This is a genomic window from Acinetobacter sp. BWR-L5 (assembly GCF_039655985.1).
Taxonomy (GTDB): Bacteria; Pseudomonadota; Gammaproteobacteria; order Pseudomonadales; family Moraxellaceae; genus Acinetobacter; species Acinetobacter johnsonii.
In genome coordinates, this window is the sequence record NZ_JAGFEV010000012.1 from 41,091 (window position 1) to 57,825 (window position 16,735).

Sequence of the window (16,735 nt, forward strand, 5' to 3'; positions counted from 1 at the left end):
TTATTCTTTTTTAATTTAAATGGTTGGTTCTACAGGGATATTACTATCTTCACACGCATGTAGAAAACAATGTGTAGACAATTGATCAGTGCTATAAATCATCGCCATCAGCTCATCAGGCAAATGCATACTCAACATAAATCCAAATACTTTGGCCAAATGCTGCGTATGTCCAAAGCTTTGTTTGGTATGAATGAAGTGATGCGATTCAATCCCACTTCGATCGAAAATTTGGTTAAGTTTTTTCATGGTTTGAATGTCTGTAATATCATCGAGCATCAGCACAAAAGGCTGAATATCTTTAAATTGTTCTAATTGCTTCATCGCTGGGTATGCAAAATGATTGGCAAGATTTGCCTCGTTTAGTGCAATCTTGAGTTGTTTTAAGGGTTTGATCTCAAGTAGAGGTAAAGACGATGATGCTAAGCACCAACTAGAGGCATATTCAGCAGGCAAGTAATGATCGGTTAACCATGTTTTTTCATCGAGCAGTTCTTGGTCAATTTCAGAATCTACATTCAGGATGAACGTGATTTCCTCTGACTGCTGAGAAATTTGTTCCAATAACAGCATCCAATCTTTATAGGCTGTTTCTTGACTGAAATAATGGTGCTCAAGATGAATTTGCTGCGTAATCACGCCCAGTGAACTTAAATAATCCTGTACGACGCCACTGCTTTGTTCTTCATTCCAAACATGTAACATTGATTCAGGCAGCAGCATATGTATATTGATACGGTTTAATTTAGCAACCTGCTGCACATCAGGTTGTTCCTCTGGTTCATTGCTATCATATTCACTCGTAGGATCAATCCATGCCGGATGCATACGATACTCATAGGCCAATTCACTATCATAAAATAAGGCAGATTGCTTTAAATGCTGTGAGATTTGCCACAATGTTTCTGCATGTTGCTCTAGTTGATGCTCGATCAGGGCTTGGATTCGCATATGGCGCGGATGATCAACGATTTCATCATCGTCCTGATTTATAATGACATGGTCTAGTGCATGTATGCGATAAGACAGCATCGGTAAGCCATAGGCATTTTGTAATTGCGTATCTAGCTCTGGGCTTTTAAATTTTTTAATCTCGTCAAGAATCTCGCCATTTTCCCCAAAGGCACTATATGCAGACGAAGAATAAATATTCAGGTTTAACCACTGAATTTCAACAGCTTCAGCTTGTTGGTTCTCATCATCCTGATGCTGCTCTACTTGCGCTTGTTTTTGTTGCTCTTTGCGCTTTTGGTGAGCTTTAATTGCATGATAAATAAATACTGGAGACCATAAAATCACACACAGAATCAGTGGAAATAGAAGCAAATAATTGAGCAGGTCTGCCCCAGTTGGGTCATACTGAATGTCACGCCAGTAAAAAATGACGATTCCTGCGACAAGCAACAATAAGCTGCTCAAAGTACCAATAAAGAGCTTAAGCATGCCCCATCCCCATCAATGTATAACAGGTTTCGTGATTGTGTTCGGTCGGCATCGGCATTAAAAAAGCGCCTTGTGATAAACCAATGGTCATCGTTGAACCCAGCTGAATCGGTTGAATATCCTCTTTCCTCAGGATGATTCTTAAATCCACTGCAAGCGTTGGACTGAGCCAGCTCGCGAGTAATCGTTTGAGTTTTATACTCTCAGTTTGATCGGGTAAAAATTTTAAATACTCGGTGTACGGGACGGGGCCAACTTCTATTTCAATCTTTCCATCTATTTGACGGATATTTTCTCCACAAAAGGTATTAATACCCAATTGATTAGCATTACCCCCAAGTGTGCTTCTTTGTTCAGGGGACAAGTGAAAAATCTCTTCAACAAATTCTTTAATCTTAAAGGGTTGCTTAAACACACAACTCAGCATGGTTTTTAGCGCATGTGATGTATTATTTTGCCCCTGCATTAATCCAGCGAATTCAGCAAAATAATCATCTAAATCCTGCTGCTCATGCTGCGCACTCACATAGCCATTTAGTGCATGCAAAATATCGAGGTAATGGTTTTCTTGCTCAATCTCATAGCGAATCGGTAAATGGTAAGCTAAAGATGCATCCACATATTGCGCCGTGAGCTTGTGATTAAATAAACCTAAAAAATGAAGTGTTTCATTCCGTTGTATACGCGCACTTTGTTTAATTTTATTGGTATAGCTATACGGTAAGGTGCCCTGAATCCCAGTTAAACCAATCATTAAGTTGGTTAAGTAAATTTTTTCTTCGTCAAGGGTCAAACTCTCAATTTCTGCATTCGGAAAATTGAGATTCAGTGAACTATGAAACTTAAACTGCTTTGCCCAATCCCCTTCTTTTTGAGTATGGGGAGCTTCCGCATGACGTAATAATCGCGTGGCCTGAATAAATTCAAAAGCGTTCGGTTGTTCAACCAGTACATCAACTATAGAAGTGTCTTGCCACCAACGTTCTGCACGCATTGGTATAACTCCTGTTGAGATTGAGCATCTGAAATAACAACATCCACAAAACTGTTCATCTGGACTTTTAGATTAAAGACATGTGACAACAACTGGCTAAAAATATATAAGCTATGTCCTCGAAACACTTTCGAATCTATCCCTAGATTTACTTTCAACCCTCGTATAAAGAGCGGGAATGGTTTTGCATCTACCATCTTTTGCTTTAATTCAAAATTAACCGACTGAATCGCATTAATAATAAGGTGGTTTTCTTTAAGCTGAGGCAAATTGTAGAGTTCAAGTAGTTCTTGAATATGGCTTAGAGCATCGCCCTTAGTGAGAGATAAAGTATTTAATGATAAATGCGAAATGATCCGCCATTGCTCATTTTTATTTTGTTCAAAGTAATAGGGTTTATTCGGTCTTTTTAAAACAACAGCTCGCCGTGCCAGACTACTGTCATTCAAATTTAATATATTGTTGGCTTGGCTCAATGCCTCATGGGGTAAATCACGATTGGAGCATAATAATTGCGTACTGATAAAATCAGATTTGGTTGTTTCAGGCGATAAATGTTTTGAAATAATACTATAACCTGTTTCAACATATTTGTTTTGTAGCTGTGCCGAATTCAAACTATAAAAAAACTGAGTCTCGTCCTTTTGATAATGACTCATCGCAAAGAATGGATAAATGTCAAAAGTAGTTTGATCTTTATTCGACTTTTCACGAATCATTTGCATTTTAGTAATCGAATAAGTTTGATAAAACTCAGGATGATGAGCATCGGTAACTAAAGGATATTCGAGTTGTTGATGATTAATTTTTTGAGGTTCAGCTTGTTTTTTAAATAAATTGATAACTGGTACTACATATAATTTAAAGTTTGCGATATTCAACTCAGAATAATTTCGAATATTGACCTGATCATTTAAATTTAATTTAAGATGAATCAAAATTTCAAACTGATTTTGCTCTTTTTCTAAATGTTTTAACAAACCTAAGTTCATATTGAGGAAATTAAATTTTTCAGAAAAACAGAAATACTCCATCAACAGCCGGTATGCATGATGCGTATGTTGATCCAAGGGCAACAGACTTTCAGTTTCAGCAAAACCCATGATGCTAAACGGATTTGGGATGTCGATGACGCGATGACCAACCTTTAATGAAAATCCTGTGCTGGACTGGAACACCGCATCCAAAACTTGTAGTGGAAAATTGGATATCGCATCCAAATAAATAGGCAAATTTTCTTTTTCTAAAATTCGATGTGCCTGATTAAAAATATTAAATCCTAAGCTAAGCGTTGCATTTTGATTTAAATGCATATGCGCACTAGGATTGGTTTTAAAATTGAGATGACTCAGTTCAATGGGTAATAATTTTAGTTCTTGTGTGGTGCTAAATTCACACTGAACACCTTTAAAACTTCTTGATTTTATTGCGGTATTTTTAGGAATGAGATGAGCGTCAGTTAATTGTTTACACTTATTTAGGTCTTCAAAACTGACCACAGTACATGCAGGAAATGGTTTGAGGTATTGAGGGAACATCACCTCAAACAAAGACCGGGTAAAGATGTCGTAACTGTCCGCCAGTTTCTTATCAATTCTTGCTGCAATTAAGGAAAAGGACTGAATTAAGCGTTCAATATGCGGATCATCTACTTGCTCTTGGTTTAAGGATAAACGCTGAGCGATTTTTGGGTATTTTTGCGAAAACTCACGGGACTGCTGCCCAAATTCTTGTAATTGTTTTTCGTAGTACGGTAATAATTCTTCAATCACAAATCAGCCCCATTAAGCTCTTGCAGAAATAACATATTGTTGTGTTGTCGGTTTGAGCAAAGCATCAAAAATCACGGGTTCATATAAAGGATGAATATTTAAATAGGCTTGAATACTCAAACACAACGCCCCCATATTCTGTCCATCGAGCAACATTTCGACTTTGATTTGTTTCAGTCTCGGCTCATGTGCAGTAATAGACGCTGCAATCGACTGGCAAATTTTATCGCGATCGGTCGGATTCGCAGTCGATAATCCAACAAAATCAATGATTCCAAATTGAACAATGGACTTTTTCACCAACGGGAAAGCATCAATTGAATCATTAAAATTGGCCATACGACTATTCAACAAATCTTCTAAGTCAGTTGCGACAGATTCACGTAGCTCCTGAAGAGACATCCCCAAACGGTCCTGTTCAGTGGTCGGTAGTAATCGGTCAAATAGCGTTTTTCTAAACCCATAGGGATAAAGCTGATCTAGATTCATGTTGATTAAAATCATCTCGCATAAATAAAGGCCAACGTTGGTTAGCCTTTATTTTTTCAGTTATTTTTATGCAGCGTATGATGCAGTATTGTTAGATAGAGACCATTTTTTGGTCACAGCACCTTTTTGCGTGCCATTAATATCTTGCTGATTATATGTCCATTCCACAGCAGCATATTTCAAACCAAACCCTTCAAGCGGAACACCTTCCTCACTTACTGTTGGCGTAACACTTGAAACCAAAACATGCTTCAATTTAATTTGTAGATACTTGATACGCTTATCGCCATTTGCGCGATAAAAATCAATTTGTACTTCATCAAAGGTATAACCCGCTGAACATGCTTCCCAAAGTTTTGGACTGGTTGCATCCAAATCTTTAACAAACAGCATATCAGAATGTTCAACACGTTCTGCCGTATGACCACCAACACTTGATGATGTTGCAGACTTTGGCTGACGAATGTTGTGTGACCAAGAGTTCACCTCTAACCAGCCTTGGTGCTCTGTATCACGTGACTCGCCATCGACCTTATATTTACCTCTGAACTGTACGTATATGTCTTTCATTTGTAATCTTTTCCTATTCTAAAGTTATTATGTGTTGGCACTCAAATTAGTTTGAGGACTGAGGTAACTCAGTAACAAGTCGCAGTGATACTGACAACTCATCCAACTGGAAATGTGGTCTTAAGAAAACCACAGATTTGTAGTGCCCCGGTTGTGCTGGGTTCTCTACAACTTTGACAGATGCTTCACGCAACGGATATTGCGCTTTCGCCTCTTGTGAAGCCCCGTCATCAAGCAAAATATATTGAGCCAACCACTCATTTAAAAATGTTTCAATGTTTCCAGCCGAAGCAAAGCTTCCGACTTTATCTCGCATCATGGCTTTTAAATAATGTGCAATACGTGAAACGGCCATAATGTACTGAATTTGGCTAGATAAAGCAGAGTTTGCATTGGCAGAATCGCTATTATACTTTTTAGGTTTCTGCGTCGATTGCGCACCAAAAAATGCTGCATAATCCGTGTTTTTACAATGTACTAAAGGAATAAAGCCAAGATCACTGAGCTCTTTTTCACGACGGTCGGTGATCGCAATTTCAGTTGGACATTTAAAGACCACTTCACCATCACTGGTTTTAAAGGTATGAACGGGTAATCCCTCTACCAAACCGCCACCTTCAACCCCACGAATGGCAGCACACCAACCATGCATATCAAAAGCATTGGTCAAACGCGTGCCAAAAGCATAGGCTGCATTCATCCATAAATATTCATCATGATTTTGCCCAGAGACTTCTTCCACAAAATTAAAGCCTTCAGTCGCTGTACCTTCCTTAGGGTGATAAGGCAGACGACCCAATACACGCGGCATCGTTAATGCAACATAACGCGCATCATCACTTTCACGGAAAGAGCGCCACTGGACATATTCAGCAGTTTCAAAAATTTTAGATACTTCACGCGGACGGTCAATATCCGTAAAGGATTCCAAACCGAGGATATTGGCATCTGCTGCAGAAATAAAGGGTGCATGTGCAGCTGCGGCAACATGTGAAATTTGTTCAAGCAAATACATGTCTGAAGGTGTACGATCAAACTCGAAATCGCCAATTAATGTGGCATATGGTGCACCACCAAATGACCCATATTCTTCTTCATAGATTTTTTTAAACAATGTACTTTGATCAAAGTCCGTTGCGCCTTGAAAATCCTTGATTAATTCTTTCTTCGTTGTATTTAACATACGAATCTTAATCAATGGGTTAGATGGCGTTTCTTGGCAAAAGTAATATAAACCGCGCCATGTCGATTCAATTTTTTGAAATTGTTCGTCATGGATAATTTTACTGAGCTGCGTTGAAATGAGTGCATCAATTTCAGCAATACGCTTATCAATCGATAATGTCATGTTTTCTGAAACAGTAATCGTCCCCGCCATCACTTCCTTAGCGAGTTCGCCAATTAAGCTTTTAGCTCGATCATGCTCTTCTTCATTTCGCGCAATTCGACTACGTTCAACAATTGAATCTAAGAGCGTAAATTCTTCAGTGGTATCTTGAGCAACTGCTGCAGATTGGGCATTATTCATTTTCAGCCTCCACACTCATTTTGCGTACTTGATCTGTATTTTGCAGAACTTGATCAAGTAGATCTTCTAAGCGCTCATTATTCGAAATTTTGTTACGCAAATCAGTCAAACGTTCACGAGCTTCCACCAATTTTCTCAAAGGATCCACTTGCTGAACCACATTTTCAGGACGAAAATCTTCCATCGACTTAAACGTCAAATCAACAGACATACGTCCACCATCATCAGTCAATGTATTTTCAACTTGATAGGCTGCACGTGGCGCTAAAGATTCCATGACTTCATCAATGTTTTCTAAATCAACATTAATAAATTTTTTGTCTTTGAGCTTGGTTTTTTCTATTTCAGATGCCGCAGAAAAATCACCTAAAACACCAACAACAAATGGTAATTCTTTGATTTCTTTAGCATCACCAACTTCAACATCATAAGTCAGTTGTACCCGAGGTGGTCGAATACGCTGTAACTTTTTTTGGACGCTTTCACGTTTAGCCATATGAAAATCCTGTTTTTTATTATTTCAAAAATGAAAGTTTTTAAAGTGAATTGAAGGGATTTGTATTCGGTTTGCTCGCCACTTCTGTTGCTTGTACTTTCTCAACTTTTTTGGGTTTTGCCACCTGAGCCGTTGTTTTCTTTGTGGTTTGTTTGGTTGAACTCGCAGTCTTACGCGTGGTTTTCTTTGGTGCTTTGATCACCACAGCCTTTGCATCACTTGTATCTGGCGCAGGCAAAGAATTACGAACGAGATTAGACAGCTCTTTAGCAGGTGGATAAGTTAAATCTGCAGATAAATAGCGCATTTCTTCTTGACGCATATGGTTTAACGCCGTATTTGCAATCGAAATGCCAGCTAAAAACCGAGTATCTGTTAATGATGTGTGATTAATATTTCGCGCATTTAACTCTTCAACCAGTTGAAGTGCTTTATAACTTTTCCCAAGTTCTTGATATCGACTAGCAGCTTGAACCAATAATTTATTTTTTAGCTCATCATTTTTTTTATTTTTACTATCGCAAATCTGTGCATATAAACTTAGTAAATCGTGATCAGTTTCACCATTTACCAATGGGTAATTTTTAATACACTTATTTTTTAAACTAATACCCTCTTCTACCGCTGCAAAAGCAAATGGTGTCACCGTTAATAAAACGAATGTAGGTAAAATTAAATAATATTTTTTCAAAACTTGCCTCAAACCTTTATGAATAAAAAATTAAAATTATTATCAGTAACTTCGATTTAAAATATACACACCCTAGGTAAATATCTTCTGCTTATATAATGCGCTTGGATTTAACAAAAATATGACACCCAAAGTCAAGGAAAGAAATGTTACTCAAAAGTAACTATGTTTGTTTTTTGTAATGTATCTTCTTTTTTATCTAAATTTCATTTGTGTATTATGATGTCATATATATAAAATACGCGCCAAATAGCATTTATAATGACTTGTAAAATGCTAATTTATAAATAATTTTATATTTACACTAAAAACACAGATAGCCATTGGCATATTTGTCTTGTAAAAACTTTGCTATAAAGCATGACTGAGTTACATATGAATAACCTTAAAATATTAATTAAGAAGCTATCTAATCATGCGCGTGTTGCTCTAGAGAAGTCTGCAAATAGTTGTATTAATCAACAGAATTATGAAATTGAAATTGAGCATTTTTTTCTTGAATTATTAGAACAACCAGAACTAAATGATCTCTATTTATTAGTTGAAAAATATAAAATTTCCCATGATTCTTTAGTTAAAGACTTACAACTTAGTCTTTCCCAGTTACCTAAGGGAAATACTCGCACCCCTATCTTTGCTCAATCCATTATTCGTTTATTAGAGCAAGCTTGGTTACTTGCTTCAGCCGAACAAAATCCTATTATTCGAACAGGTCATGTGTTGGTAGCACTTTTAACAGCACCAGATTTACATCAAATGGCTTTACGCGCTTCGAGCCAATTTGAACTGTTCCCGATCGACACAATGAAGCATAAATTTTTAGACCTTTGCTCAAACAGTATCGAACAAAACGTTTTACAGGAACCAACGCCAAGCGAAAGCACTGAACCTGCACAGCATTTGGCTAAAAACAAAACGCCAGCACTTGATCAATATACAATTAACCTGACCCAAAAGGCACAAAGTGGCCTTATCGACCCTGTTATCGGTCGTGAGTTTGAAATACGTTTAATGCTCGATATCTTAATGCGCCGACGCCAAAATAACCCCATTTTAACTGGTGAACCGGGTGTAGGAAAAACGGCTGTCGTTGAAGGTTTGGCATTAAAAATTGTGAACAACCAAGTGCCTGATGCTTTAAAAAATGTTCAGCTGCATACGCTTGATATGGGACTATTACAAGCAGGTGCCAGCGTAAAAGGTGAATTTGAAAATCGCTTGAAACAAGTGATTCAAGAAGTTCAGTCTGCCACGCATCCTATAATTTTATTTATTGATGAAGCTCACACTTTGATTGGTGCAGGAGGTCAAGCAGGCCAAAATGATGCTGCCAATCTATTAAAACCCGCACTGGCTCGTGGTGAGTTACGTACCATTGCAGCAACCACATGGGCTGAATATAAACAATATTTTGAGAAAGATGCGGCACTCAGTCGACGCTTTCAAGTCGTTAAAGTTGAAGAACCAACCGAAGATGTCGCCATCGATATGTTACGTGCCATGTTACCAGTCATGGCCAATCATTTTAATTTAAATATTGATGATGAAGCCATCGTCACAGCCGTACACTCTTCACATCGCTATATTAGTGGTCGTCAACTCCCAGACAAAGCAATTAGTGTACTGGATACAGCCGCAGCGCGTGTAGCACTCACTCAGAATGCACAACCTGTAAAGTTAGATCAGATACATGCTCAACAACATAATCTCAAACTTGAATATGAGATTTTAGAAAATGAACATAAAAATTTACCGATTCATCATGAGCGCTTGCACGATTTGATGCAAAAACTAGCGCAGCTTGAGTGTGAAATTGAACACACTCAAGCGCAATGGCAAAAAGAAAGAGCGCTTGTTGAGCAGATAAAACAACTCCAACAAGATACAACGGTTCACAACGATCAAAAAGAGATTGCTGCGCTTCGTGAAGAATTAAGCAATGTACAAGGCCAGAATCCCTTAGTGTTTGAGCGTGTTAATGCACAAATCATTAATGAAATTATTTCAGACTGGACCGGTATTCCTGTGGGTAATATGGTGAACGATGAAATAAAACAAATTCTCAGCCTAGAAAGCAAACTGGCTGAGCGTGTTATGGGACAAGACTCTGCCCTACATCAACTGGTTCAGGGAATTAAAACATCTAAAGCAAAATTGGATGATCCCAATAAACCGCAAGGCGTGTTCATGTTGGTGGGGCCAAGTGGTGTCGGTAAAACCGAAACCGCACTTGCGCTGGCAAGTGAGCTTTATGGTGGAGAATCCCACCTAATCACTATTAATATGTCTGAATATCAAGAAGCACATACCGTTTCTTCTTTAAAAGGTGCTCCACCTGGATATGTGGGATATGGTCAAGGTGGTGTGCTGACTGAAGCAGTTCGCCGCAATCCTTATAGTGTGGTTTTATTGGATGAAATTGAAAAAGCACACAACGATGTTCAAGAACTCTTTTATCAAGTTTTCGACAAAGGTACGCTTGAGGATGGTGAAGGCCGAATCATCGACTTTAAGAATACCACCATTATTTTGACCTCGAATGTAGGTTCGAATGCCATTATGCAGGCGTGTTTGAATCAACCGATTGAGACATGGCCAACAGCAGAAAACTTAGCTGAGCAGTTAAAACCAAGTTTATATAAACAATTTAAACCTGCTTTTTTAGGGCGCATGCGTATCGTTCCCTATTTACCACTGCATGATGATTTACTGGTTCAAATTATCCATCATAAAATCAAAAAAATAACCGCTCGCCTTGAGAAGCAGTACCAAACCAAAGTTCAATATTCAGAGGAACTGGTAGAACTGTTATTAAGTCGCTGCACGGAAGTCGATAGCGGCGCACGGAATGTTGATCACATTTTAAATGCCAGTATATTGCCTGCTTTAGCCACAGAAATATTGATGGCTTTGGCAGCAGATCATTTGCCTAAAGTCATTCAGATCGATGTCAAAGATGATGAAATTACTTATATTTTAGACCCTGTCGAAAAGACCACGGCTAAAAAGAAACGACATCCTGCTAAAAATAAAGCGAATCAAGTTTAATAGAATATAGAGTGTAAAATTATGAGCTTAGAAATCGAGCCTTTATTGTCTCCTATCTCAAGCGATCAACCATGTGGACAAGACTTGTCTTTTTCCAATGAATTCCACGCTATCAAAATTGCAAAAACTCAGGATGATCCATTACTTGATCAAGGCGATTGGGTCGCTGAACCTAAACAAGCAGACTGGCATTTCGTTGAACAAAAATCTATCGAGCTTCTCACGGGGAAATCGAAGGATTTACGCTTATTAGGCTGGTTACTTGAAGCGTGGTCAAATTTATACGGATTTGAAGGTACTGCAAAAGCCCTAGAGCTTATGCATCGGACGCTAAATGAGTATTGGACACAACTTCATCCTGAAATTGAAGACGAAGATTTAGATCAACGTCTAGGTTTATTGCAAGGTTCAATTAATCATTTGATTCCACTGATTAAACAAGTCGCTATCGTGAATGTTCCTTCATTTTCACTCAGTGATTATGAAGCCTTACTGAGACAAAAAAACCATTTGTTGAAACAAGTAGAAAGTTATACGGATGATGCCAATAGCTCACAGATTTTGGAACAGTTTGAGCAGAGCTTGTTCAATACATCAAAATCATTTCAATATCAGAACTATCAACATTTTTCGGCAATTCTGGCTGAATGGTCAATTTTGAAAAGTGTGTTAGATACCTTAATGGGCTTAGATGCACCAAGCTTTGCTTCGATTGATACTCAGCTTGAAAACATCCACACCAGTTTAAAAAAGCTCTATAAAACCGATGTTTTTACCCAACCAGTAATGGCGACACAAACATCTGAGTCTTCTGCTGCCGCAACGATAACAACACAGGCACTTTCATTTACCCAGCACAAAGAACAAGAGATTGACATGAACACCGTCCATCCATCCAAAGGCTTTCAGGTTCAACCGCAAAATCACTTAGCAAACCGCGAACAAGCCATGCGGGTATTACAAGAAATTTCTGACTATTTCCAAGCCAATGAACCGCATAGTCCCGTAAGCTATATGTTACAGAAAACCATCAAGTGGAGTCAGATGCCACTACATGAATGGTTAAATCAAGTCATTAAAAACGAAAATCCACTGCATAACGTCCAAGAACTACTTGGCGTACAACAAGCAAATGAATCAAGCGATTGGTAATCTAAATGTTTAAAGCAGAAAAAATACTTTGGGGTGAAGGTCTATTTTTACGTCCTCAACATTTTCAATTACAAGATGCGTATCATGAACAACGTCTGAATCATACCATTCGTTCCACGATTCCATTTGCCTATGGCATTCAAAATATTCAATTTGATGAGGCCCAGTTACACACACATATCTTGGCACTCGAAAGTATTAGTATGATTTGGCAAGATGGTGAAATCTATCAGGCGCCGACACGTGATTTACTGCCAGAGCCAGTGTTATTAGATGAACTGAATTTACGTGGCGAAATCTTGGTTTATTTAGCTTTACCGATTGTACAAGCCAATAAGAAAAATGTGAGCGCTCAAAACAGTGCGCAGTTCGGTCGCTACCACTCTTATCTGACCTCAACCCATGATTTATTTACTGATGCAACTGCAGCGGATATCACCTTATTGCGCCGCCGTGCAGAGTTTCGCTTGTTAGAGGCGAACGTAGAACCGAATCAAGAGCTGGATGGTTATTTGTATTTAGCTTTAGCAAAAATTAAACGTCAAAGCTCAGGCCAATTTGAATTTGATCGTCATTTTATTCCGCCTATTTTGCATATTGAATCTTCTGAAAATCTTATCTCGAGTTTGAAACGCAGCTTAAATGTTATCAAAGCGAAAATTAAAACCATTCAAAGTAATAATCGAGAAAACGAGCAAAAACTGATTGAATTTCGCTCTGGCGACATTGTGTCATTTTGGCTGGTTAATGCACTCAACACAGCACACGCGACGTTGAATCATTTATTGCAATACCCGCATATCCATCCAGAGCGACTGTTTTTTGAATTATTACGTTTAACAGGCTCATTACTGACCTTTTCAACGGCTCATGAGGTTGATCATTTACCTCGCTATCAACACCATAATTTACAAGAAAGTTTTAGTCAGCTCGATGCCATTCTACGTGAGTTATTAGATACGATTATTTCAAACCGCTATATCAGTATCCAACTCAAAGAAACACGACCATCTTATTGGTTAGGCAGCTTAGAGTCAGACAAAATTACTAGAGATTCAAGGCTTTACTTGGCTGTTTCTAGCAGCATGATGCAAAGCCACGAACTGATTCAATTGGTTCCGTTGCGATTTAAAGTCGGCAATACCGTAGATGTTGAACAACGCGTCATTGCAGCACTTCCAGCAGTTCCTTTGCATCATTTAATGCAGGTTCCAACCGCTATTCCAGTGCGATCTGGTGTGAGTTACTTTGAAATTGAACCGAATAATGATTTATACCAACGCATGTTGGATGCCGAGTCTATTTGTATTTATATTCCAGCAGGTTTCCAAGATATTGCTGTTGAATTGATTGCCGTGATGAATGGCTAAGGAAATGAATCATGAATAATGCCCCTTCACTTTTTGATGATGGACAAATTGGAACTGGTTCAATTTCTCAGCCCATCACAGCCAAAGTCACCAGTACAACCAACTTGGTCGACTTACTCCATGACGGGTTTTATATTGTATTTTTATTAAAAAACAAATATATACCGAGTAGTGCAACGGAATTTCGCGAAAAAATCATTGCCCTACTCAACCGTTTTGAAAACCAAGCCCGAAAATTACAATTTTCATCAGATGATATTCAAGATGCTAAATATGCTTACTGTGCATTATTAGATGAAACCATTGTAACTCAGCAAGATGCACAATTTTTCGAGCTACAAAATAGTTGGTTAATCAGTCCCTTACAGCTTAGTTTATTTGGCTCGCAACTTGCGGGTTATCGTTTTTTCGAAATTTTAGAAGAGTTACGCCGTAAAGGAAATAGTCGATTAGCCGCACTTGAAGTTTATCATTACTGCATGCTTCTGGGTTTTCATGGTAGATATCGCATTGAATCTATAGAAAATTTAAACCATTTGGTGGCACGTGTAGGCGATGAAATCGACTACTTAAAAGGAAAAAAGGCGGCCTTTTCTCCTTTTGCATCGCTCCCCGATCAAATTAAACACATGATTCACCGTGAGCTTCCTTTTTACTGGATTTTACTTTTTCTAATCATATTCGCACTCTTATCCTTTGCGGGCTTGCGCTATATGTTATCAAAGCAAAGTACGAATTCTTTAGCCACATATGAAAATGTCATTTCTACGCCAACAGAACAGGCACATATTACTATTCATTTACCCTAAGAACTAAACCCCATGGCTCATGAAAAACGGACTTCAGTCAAAATTTTGACGTCTACAAAAAAGAAAAATATTTCACCTATGCTCTATGCGTTTGGTGGTTTTTTGAGTGGTGTCGTATTGATGGCCGCTCTTGGTTTTACTTACTTTTTTACACAACAAAAAAATGATTCAATACAGGTTAGTCCAAGTTCTAACGCAGATGTCACTGAACCCGCAGTCGATAATGACGCCCCGACGCGGGAACCCGAAGCTATTTTTGAAGCGACTAAAGTCATCCCTTCTAAAAGTGTTCAACCTTCAAATGTAACTGAGCCGCCTTCTGATTTTCCTCAACCCAAAGAAGATGAATTAAGCAAAGCATTTCTTCGTCCAGCTGAAACAGTTTCTGCACCATCGATGAAGAGTGCTGGTCCGCAGCCCTTACCAAAAGAAAATAAGAAACAAAACTCGTCAGCGCAAAGTTCGGCCGCACCGAAAGATAAAAATCACGGCAAAGTAACTAAAGCAGAACAGGTAGTGGAAAAATCCGAAGAATCTCCCACAGGCAGTGTACAAACCAAGATTACAACTCGTACCGTCGAAGCCCCAATGCCAGCTACTATCAGACTATGATTTATGCTCTTTTTTCACTTTTTCTAATCCTGGCACTAGGGCTGGGTTTAGCACTGTCCTATGAACTTAGAGCAAAATTAGCAGGCTTTTTTGTTGGGTTAATTCCTCAAGGAAAACAAAGATTTCAATCCGCTCGTCATTTTGCACAGCATATAAATCATGCTGCTGCGCCTGAGCAATTGCAATCGCATTGGCATATTCAACAGTGGTGGATATTGGTTGCAGGTCTATTTTTATTTGCTAGCATCTTAATGTTTGCTTTTACCAGCCCCGTCACACCCACTAAAATCGAAGCCGATTATTTAAGACAATCGGATCCACAAATTTATGCCCTACTTGATGGACAAATTTTGTCCCCACCACCAGAGATCGAAGAATCCTTAGTTGCTGCGGCCATAGTTGAAGCAAGTCTGCTTGAGCAAGCGGATCTTAATAATAATTCTATTCAAGCCAGTGCTTTGAATTACGATCCGAGTATTCAGGATGTACATTCAACTCATTCACATGACAATTTAGCAACAGCTGACCGTAAGTGGCACAAAATGAACCCACGCTATAAACAACGTCTATTGATGGTATTTAAAATCATGCGTGAGCAGCATGGATATGAACTTGTTTTACTGGAAGGCTATCGTAGCCCGCAGCGTCAAAATTCCTTAGCCAGCAATAAAAATACGACTTTGGCGCGTGGTTACCAAAGTTACCACCAATTTGGATTGGCGGCGGATGTCGCATTTAAGCGGGATGGAAAAGTCATTATTTCAGAACGAGATCCATGGGCGATGCGTGGCTATCAACTCTATGGTGAAGTTGCAGAATCTGTAGGTTTAACTTGGGGCGGGCGTTGGAAGTCGATCCAAGACTATGGCCATACTGAATATCGAATGCCGAATTTAAAGAAAACTGCGGAAATGGCTGAAAAGCTGACCTCTGAAGGACAACTTTCAGCTGCGAATTTGAGTTAATCAGGTTGAAGGCTGACTCAAATATTGAGTGATGATTTGCAAAACTTGCGCAGTTTTCTCTGCATGTAACCAGTGTCCAGCATCTGCCACCGTCTGAATCTGGGCTTGAGAAAACTGCGATTGGATAGCCGCTATATATTTTGGCTTTGCTACATAAGGTGAGTTTCCACCACGTATAAATAATGCAGGCTTATGCCATGTTTCTATATTTTCCCATAAAAGAATTTGAGTATAGTTCTGATACAGTGCATCTACATTAAACAACCACTTCCCTTTGCTAAAAGATTTCAGAAGAAACTGAATCACCATTTCTTCTTTGAGATATTCACGCATGATTTCTATAGCTTGCTGACGTGTTTCAATATCTGCTTTTTGTACCGCAAAGAGCGCTTTAAAAATCTGCTCATGATGATTTTCTTTATAAGCAATAGGCGTAATATCCAATACCACCAGTTGATCTAGTCGATCTGCTGCGAGCTCTGTCACTTTCATCACCAGCTTTCCACCCATAGAATGCCCGATCAAAGAAAAGTGCTCGATATTGAGTTCATCTAAAGTTTCAATTAGATCGGCTGCCATGACTTCATAATTCATCACATTTGAATGTGTAGATAACCCATGATTACGTACATCTACCTGTAATACATGGTGGCTTGAATAATACTCCCGAGCCAACATCCCTAAATTACTTAAACTGCCAAATAAACCGTGAACAAAGACCAATGTTTTTGCACGCGGCTGCTCATTTTGATGAAATTGATGATTTAGGATCATATGAAACTTACTTTATTTGATT

15 protein-coding genes are annotated in these 16,735 nt (G+C 38.7%); 6 read left to right on the forward strand and 9 right to left on the reverse strand.

Annotated features, from left to right (window positions below; genetic code table 11):
- Window positions 1–15: 15 nt before the first annotated feature.
- The 8 genes from JZ787_RS16490 to JZ787_RS16525 form a co-directional block, all read right to left on the reverse strand.
- Window positions 16–1,443 (reverse strand): hypothetical protein, encoded by a 1,428-nt coding sequence (locus JZ787_RS16490; protein ID WP_346312881.1) that lies wholly within the window; start codon window positions 1,441–1,443, stop codon window positions 16–18.
- Window positions 1,436–2,437, reverse strand: coding sequence for a type VI secretion system baseplate subunit TssG (gene tssG, locus JZ787_RS16495; RefSeq protein WP_183175873.1), 1,002 nt, complete (start codon window positions 2,435–2,437; stop codon window positions 1,436–1,438). Before tssG ends, JZ787_RS16490 begins: the two co-directional genes overlap by 8 nt.
- The gene (gene tssF, locus JZ787_RS16500) at window positions 2,401–4,209 is read right to left on the reverse strand and encodes a type VI secretion system baseplate subunit TssF (protein ID WP_346312882.1); all 1,809 of its coding nucleotides are present in this window, start codon (window positions 4,207–4,209) and stop codon (window positions 2,401–2,403) included. Before tssF ends, tssG begins: the two co-directional genes overlap by 37 nt.
- Before the next feature lie 12 nt (window positions 4,210–4,221).
- On the reverse strand, window positions 4,222–4,698 hold the full coding sequence (tssE, locus tag JZ787_RS16505) for a type VI secretion system baseplate subunit TssE (protein WP_010326723.1): 477 nt from the start codon (window positions 4,696–4,698) through the stop codon (window positions 4,222–4,224).
- 66 nt (window positions 4,699–4,764) lie between these two features.
- Complete coding sequence (locus tag JZ787_RS16510; protein ID WP_004693082.1) at window positions 4,765–5,268, reverse strand: type VI secretion system tube protein Hcp; 504 nt, start codon at window positions 5,266–5,268, stop codon at window positions 4,765–4,767.
- Window positions 5,269–5,314: 46 nt separating this feature from the next.
- Window positions 5,315–6,796, reverse strand: coding sequence for a type VI secretion system contractile sheath large subunit (gene tssC, locus JZ787_RS16515; RefSeq protein ID WP_004693079.1), 1,482 nt, complete (start codon window positions 6,794–6,796; stop codon window positions 5,315–5,317).
- A complete protein-coding gene (gene tssB / locus JZ787_RS16520; RefSeq protein WP_218289410.1) occupies window positions 6,789–7,292 on the reverse strand; it encodes a type VI secretion system contractile sheath small subunit in 504 nt (167 codons plus the stop codon). Before tssB ends, tssC begins: the two co-directional genes overlap by 8 nt.
- 40 nt (window positions 7,293–7,332) lie before the next feature.
- Window positions 7,333–7,983 carry a hypothetical protein gene (locus tag JZ787_RS16525; RefSeq protein ID WP_346312883.1) on the reverse strand — a complete coding sequence of 217 codons (651 nt, stop codon included), beginning with the start codon at window positions 7,981–7,983 and terminating at the stop codon, window positions 7,333–7,335.
- 375 nt (window positions 7,984–8,358) lie between these two features.
- Between JZ787_RS16525 and tssH the strand changes: the two genes are divergently transcribed.
- Genes tssH through JZ787_RS16555 form a run of 6 tightly spaced genes read left to right on the forward strand, consistent with a single transcriptional unit; the run spans window position 8,359 to window position 15,939 of the window.
- Window positions 8,359–11,031: a type VI secretion system ATPase TssH gene (gene tssH, locus JZ787_RS16530; protein ID WP_346312884.1), complete on the forward strand. Its 2,673-nt coding sequence runs from the start codon at window positions 8,359–8,361 to the stop codon at window positions 11,029–11,031.
- 21 nt (window positions 11,032–11,052) lie between these two features.
- Window positions 11,053–12,183 (forward strand): type VI secretion system protein TssA, encoded by a 1,131-nt coding sequence (tssA, locus tag JZ787_RS16535; RefSeq protein WP_346312885.1) that lies wholly within the window; start codon window positions 11,053–11,055, stop codon window positions 12,181–12,183.
- 5 nt (window positions 12,184–12,188) lie between these two features.
- The gene (gene tssK, locus JZ787_RS16540) at window positions 12,189–13,553 is read left to right on the forward strand and encodes a type VI secretion system baseplate subunit TssK (protein ID WP_346312886.1); all 1,365 of its coding nucleotides are present in this window, start codon (window positions 12,189–12,191) and stop codon (window positions 13,551–13,553) included.
- Window positions 13,554–13,564: 11 nt separating this feature from the next.
- A complete protein-coding gene (gene icmH / locus JZ787_RS16545; protein WP_346312887.1) occupies window positions 13,565–14,362 on the forward strand; it encodes a type IVB secretion system protein IcmH/DotU in 798 nt (265 codons plus the stop codon).
- Between the two features lie 12 nt (window positions 14,363–14,374).
- Window positions 14,375–14,974: a hypothetical protein gene (locus JZ787_RS16550; RefSeq protein ID WP_346312888.1), complete on the forward strand. Its 600-nt coding sequence runs from the start codon at window positions 14,375–14,377 to the stop codon at window positions 14,972–14,974.
- Window positions 14,971–15,939: a M15 family metallopeptidase gene (locus JZ787_RS16555; protein WP_346312889.1), complete on the forward strand. Its 969-nt coding sequence runs from the start codon at window positions 14,971–14,973 to the stop codon at window positions 15,937–15,939. Before JZ787_RS16550 ends, JZ787_RS16555 begins: the two co-directional genes overlap by 4 nt.
- Here the strand turns inward: JZ787_RS16555 and JZ787_RS16560 are convergent, their stop codons facing one another.
- On the reverse strand, window positions 15,940–16,713 hold the full coding sequence (locus tag JZ787_RS16560) for an alpha/beta fold hydrolase (RefSeq protein ID WP_346312890.1): 774 nt from the start codon (window positions 16,711–16,713) through the stop codon (window positions 15,940–15,942). It lies immediately after the preceding gene.
- Window positions 16,714–16,735 lie beyond the last annotated feature (22 nt).